The organism is Streptomyces pathocidini, from assembly GCF_001418495.1.
Taxonomy (GTDB): Bacteria; Actinomycetota; Actinomycetes; order Streptomycetales; family Streptomycetaceae; genus Streptomyces; species Streptomyces pathocidini.
Genome location: NZ_LIQY01000474.1, coordinates 1 through 4,882, shown reverse-complemented (window position 1 = coordinate 4,882; position 4,882 = coordinate 1). Strand labels below are relative to the sequence as shown.

General features: G+C 73.9%; 4 protein-coding genes and 1 pseudogene. 1 reads left to right on the top strand and 4 read right to left on the bottom strand.

Annotated elements, in window-relative coordinates; translation table 11 throughout:
• Nucleotides 1-25: 25 nt before the first annotated feature.
• The 3 genes and pseudogenes from AOK16_RS28605 to AOK16_RS20705 all read right to left on the bottom strand — a co-directional run.
• A pseudogene (locus AOK16_RS28605) lies at nt 26-486 on the bottom strand (M48 family metalloprotease); the annotation flags it as partial.
• A gap of 2 nt (nt 487-488) precedes the next feature.
• A partial coding sequence (locus AOK16_RS28600) for a M48 family metalloprotease (RefSeq protein ID WP_240483669.1) occupies nt 489-910 on the bottom strand: 422 nt, incomplete at its 3' end.
• Between the two features lie 109 nt (nt 911-1,019).
• On the bottom strand, nt 1,020-1,925 hold the full coding sequence (locus AOK16_RS20705; RefSeq protein ID WP_055473693.1) for an LLM class flavin-dependent oxidoreductase: 906 nt from the start codon (nt 1,923-1,925) through the stop codon (nt 1,020-1,022).
• Nucleotides 1,926-2,180: 255 nt separating this feature from the next.
• Here AOK16_RS20705 and AOK16_RS20700 point away from each other — a divergent pair, with 255 nt between their 5' ends.
• Entirely contained in the window at nt 2,181-3,086 is a 906-nt protein-coding gene (locus AOK16_RS20700; RefSeq protein ID WP_079101610.1) for a Cof-type HAD-IIB family hydrolase, read from the top strand.
• 26 nt (nt 3,087-3,112) lie between these two features.
• Here AOK16_RS20700 and AOK16_RS20695 read toward each other — a convergent pair whose 3' ends face one another.
• Nucleotides 3,113-4,819, bottom strand: a complete 1,707-nt coding sequence (locus AOK16_RS20695; protein WP_079101611.1) for a sensor histidine kinase — start codon at nt 4,817-4,819, stop codon at nt 3,113-3,115.
• Between the last annotated feature and the right edge of the window lie 63 nt (nt 4,820-4,882).

Sequence of the window (4,882 nt, the reverse complement as noted above, 5' to 3'; positions counted from 1 at the left end):
CGGGTGGCGCGGGCCCGCTGCCGCCTCATGCCGCCCGGCCGAGCTGCGCGGAGATCCGGCCGAGCTGGTCCAGGCGCTGCTCCAGCGTGGGGTGCGAGGAGAGCAGCCGGCTCAGGCTCTCCTTGGAGGAGAAGGCGGGCGCAAACCAGAACGCGTTGAAGGGCTCGGCCTTCCGCAGGTCCTGGGTCGGGATCCGGGCCATCTGCCCGGTCACCTTGGTGAGCGCGGAGGCCAGCGCCGAGGGGCGGCCGGTCAGCAGCGCGGCGGCGCGGTCCGCGGACAGCTCGCGGTAGCGGGAGAGGAGCCGGGTGAGCAGGAAGCTGATCACGTAGACGACCGCGCTGACCAGGGGGATGAGGAGCATCGCGATCGCGGTGTTGCTGTCCCGGCTGTTGCCGGCCCGGCTGAGCCCGCCCCAGAGGGCGAAGCGGGTCAGCATGCCCGCGAGAACGCCGAGGAAGGAGGCGATGGTCATCACCGCGACGTNNTCCAGCTCCTCCGGCTCCAGGCGGCGGAGCAGTCCGGTGGTGGCGCAGACCAGGGCCGTGCGCTCGTTGCGGCCGGTGGCGAAGGCGTTCGGCACGTCGCTGTGGGCGATGGCGACCCGCGGCTTGGGCATGTCCGCGAGGGCGCAGATGCGGTCCACCGCGCCGTGCAGCTCGGGCGCCTGCTCCGGGGTGACCTCGCGGGCGCCCATGCCGGCGGCCGCGATCCGGTCGCTGAACCAGAACTGCACGATGAACAGACCGCCCGCGACGAGCAGGATGATCGGCAAGGCCCCGCGCAGAAGGGCGATCAGGGCGCCGACGAAGACCACGTAGAGCAGCCCGATCAGGAACATCGTGGTCACCATGCGCGTGGTGAGCCCCTGGTCAGGGGCGTATCGGGAACGCGTCCGGTTTCCGGGCATCTGGCACCCTCCAGTCGGGTCCGCAGTCCTGTGGTCCCTCCCCCTCGATTGTGCTCCTCTCGTACGTGTACGCGGGATAAAGAGCCCGGCGGCCCCGGCCCTCAGGGGCTCAGCCCAGCTGGGCCAGGCCTTCGGTCGCGATGCGCTCGAAGAGCTTCTGGTCGGCGGCGAAGATCGTGTCCGCGATCGGCCAGTGCAGCACGATCTCGGTGATGCCGAGCTCCGCGTGGGCGCCCGCGAAGTCCACGAAGGAGTCGAGGGAGTCCAGCGGGGCGCCGGGCGCGAAGCCGGTGAGCAGGATCTTCTCCAGCTCACCCGAGTCCCGGTCGAGCTCGGCGCAGGCGGCGGACAGCCGCTCGATCTGGCCGCCGATCGCCGCGAGGGACTCGGCGGGAGTGCCGGTCTCATGGAGCTTGGGGTCGCCCGTGGTGACCCACGCCTGGCCGTGGCGGGCGGCGAGCCGCAGCCCGCGCGGACCGGTCGCGGCGACGGCGAAGGGCAGCCGCGGGCGCTGGACACAGCCGGGGATGTTGCGGACCTCGTGCGCGGAGTAGAACGCGCCCTCGTGCGAGACGACGTCCTCGCTGAGCAGCCGGTCGAGCAGTGGCACGAACTCCCCGAAGCGGTCGGCCCGTTCGCGCGCGGTCCACGGCTCCTGGCCGAGCGCCGTCGCGTCGTAACCGGTGCCGCCCGCGCCGATACCCAGCGTGACGCGGCCGCCGCTGATGTCGTCGAGCGAGAGGAGTTCCTTGGCGAGGGTCACCGGGTGCCGGAAGTTCGGAGAGGTCACGAGCGTGCCGAGCCGCAGCCGGTCGGTGGCCGCGGCCGCGGCGGTCAGCGTGGGGAGCGCGCCGAACCACGGTCCGTCGCGGAAGGGGACGCGCCAGGACAGGTGGTCGTAGGTGAAGGCCGTGTGGAAGCCCAGCTCCTCGGCCCGCCGCCACACCTCCCGCCCGCCCTCGTGCCAGCGGCGGACGGGCAGGATCACGGTGCTGAGTCGCAGAGAAGAGGCCATACCCGAGAGCCTAAGCGGCCCGCCGACGGGGAGAGAGCCCGGTCCGGCGACCGGGGCCGCATGCGGCGGCACTCCCCTCCGGTGCGGGGTGCTCGCATTCCGGTGCGGGGGGCTCAAAGATCTTCCGCCGCGACGGCAAGCGGGCAGCGCGGCGGCGCCCCGGCGGTACGAATCGGCCGCACCCCCGCGAACTCGGGCCCAACCGCAGCGGGCGCCGCAGACGATCTCCGCCTGCTCGTACACGCGTGCGTGCGGATGCGGGAGGATGGGGCCGTGACCTCAGCTACCGAGCGGCCTGAGCCGCAGATGCCGGAATCGGACCGCTCGGCGCCCGTCCCAGGGGGTGTGCGGCTGATAGCCACCGACCTGGACGGGACGCTGCTCCGGGACGACAAGTCCGTCTCCGAGCGGACCGTCGCGGCGCTTGCCGCCGCCGAGCGGGCCGGGATCGAGGTGTTCTTCGTCACCGGCAGACCCGCCCGCTGGATGGGCGTGGTCAGCGAGCATGTCCACGGCCACGGGCTGGCGATCTGCGCCAACGGCGCCGCCGTGGTCGACCTGCACCGGGACGGAAAGATCATCGAGGTGCGGCCCCTGGAGCGGCCCGACGCGCTCGCCACCGTCAAGACCCTGCGCGCCGTCGCGCCCGGCACCACCTTCGCCGTTGAGCTGACCACCGGCATCCACTACGAGCCGGACTACCCGCCGTTCCACCTCGACCCCGGCGCCACCATCGCCACCGCCGAGGAGCTGCTCGCGTCCGGCTGGGCCGGCGCCGACCAACCCGTGCTCAAGCTGCTCGCCCACCACCCGCGCCTCGGCCCGGACGAGTTCCTGGCCCTGGCCCGCGAGGAGGCCGGCGCGCACGGCTCGTTCACCCGCTCCAGCCCCACCGCCCTGCTGGAGATCAGCGGGCCGGGCGTCAGCAAAGCCGCGACCCTCGCGCACTGCTGCGCCGAGCGCGGCATCGCGCCGGAGGAGGTCGTCGCCTTCGGTGACATGCCCAACGACGTGGAGATGCTGGCCTGGGCCGGCACCTCGTACGCCATGGCCAACGCGCACCCGGACGTGCTGGCCGCGACCTCCGCCCGTACGGTCGCCAACAACGAGGACGGGGTCGCGGTCGTCATCGAGCGCATCGTGGCGGCGGCCCGGCGGTAACCGGCCGCCCGCGGCCGTGGGCGGCGCTACAGCGGGGCCTCCCACACCACCGCCGTGCCCCCGCCGTCCTCCCCGACGCCCGGGCCGTACGAGCTCGAACCGCCCAGCGCCTCCGCCCGCTTGGCGAGGTTGCGGAGCCCGCTGCGCCGCCCGTTGTCGGGGATCCCGATGCCGTCGTCCGCGACCGTCAGCCGTACGCCCTCCCGCCCGTCGGGCAGCTTCACGGTCGCGTCGACCACGACCTCGATCCGGGCGGCGGCCGCGTGCCGGAACGCGTTGGACAGCGCCTCGCGCAGCGCCGCCACGAGATTCTTGCCGGTCAGCTCGCCGACCCTGGCGTCGACCGCGCCCACGAACCGTGCCGCGGGACGGAACCCGAGCGGCACGGCCGCCATGTTGATCTCCCGCTCGATCCGGGTGCGCAGCCCCGCCGGTGCCTCGGCCGGGCCCTGCTGGAGCGCGAAGATGGCGGTGCGGATCTCCTGGATGGTGACGTCGAGTTCGTCCACCGCCCGCCCGATCCCGGCCCGCACGTCGGAGTCCTCGGCCTTGCGCTGCGCGCCCTCCAACATCATCCCGGTCGCGAACAACCGCTGGATGACCAGGTCGTGCAGATCGCGGGCGATCCGGTCGCGCTCCTCGTAGACGGCAAGGCGCTCGCGGTCGCGCTGGGCCTCGGCGAGGACGAGCGCGAGCGCGGACTGGGCGGCGAAGCGGGTCGCGAGCTCGCGCTCGGTGTCGGTGAACCGGCGGGCGCCGCGCAGCCGGGGCAGGGCGAGGGTGCCCAGAACCCGGCCGCCGCTCTTGAGCGGCAGCATCATGCTGGGCCCGTAGAGGTGGGAGATCGGGGTGGTCATGCGGGGGTCGCTCGCCGAGTCGTCCACGAACACCGGGTGCCCGGCGAGGAGTCGGGCGTACACCGGGCTGTCGGGCTCGATCATCATGCCGATCCCCTCGAAGGGCTCGGGGAGTTCGGAGGAGACCCGGACGATCTCCAGGCCGCCGTTCTCGTGCGGCAGCAGCACGACCCCGGCCGCCGCCTCCGCCAGCCTCCGGCCCTGCTCGGCGACTACGGTCAGCGCGTCGGCGCCCCCGCCCTCCTCCTCCGCCGAGTCGCCGCTCCCGCCTCCCGCGAGCAGCGCGGTGGTCAGCGCCGCGGCGCCGTCGATCCAGCGCTCGCGCTGGCGGGTGGCCTCGTGCAGCCGGGCGTTGCCGATCTGGATCCCCGCCTCGGTGGCCAGCACCCTCACCAGGTCCACGTCGTACGCGCTGAACTCCTCGCCGCCCACCTTCTCGGTGAGGTAGAGGTTCCCGAACACCGCGCCGCCGACCCGGATCGGGACGCCGATGAAGGTGCGCATGGGCGGGTGGTGCGGCGGGAAGCCGACGGAGCGCGGGTCGGCGGACAGATCGGCGAGCCGGAGCGGGGCCGGGTGCTGGACGAGCGCGCCGAGGACCCCGCTGTGGCCGTCCGGCAGGTGGCCGATGCGCGCGTGCTCCTCTGGGGCGATGCCGTGGGTGACGAAGTCGGCGAGGCCGTCGCCCTGCTCGTTGACGACGCCGATCGCGGCGTAGCGGGCGCCGGTGAGGCCGGCGGCGGTCTCGGCGATGCGGTCCAGGGTGGTGTGCAGGTCGAGGCCGGTGCCGACGGACACCATGGCCTCCAGCAACCGGGGGAGCCGCTCGGCCAGTTCCTCGGGCAGCCCTCGCAGGCTGCGCCCGGCCAGCTCCACCGGGTCTGGTGCGTCGGGGTCCGGCCCGTCGGGGTTCGGCGCGTCGGGGGGAGCGAGGGGGTG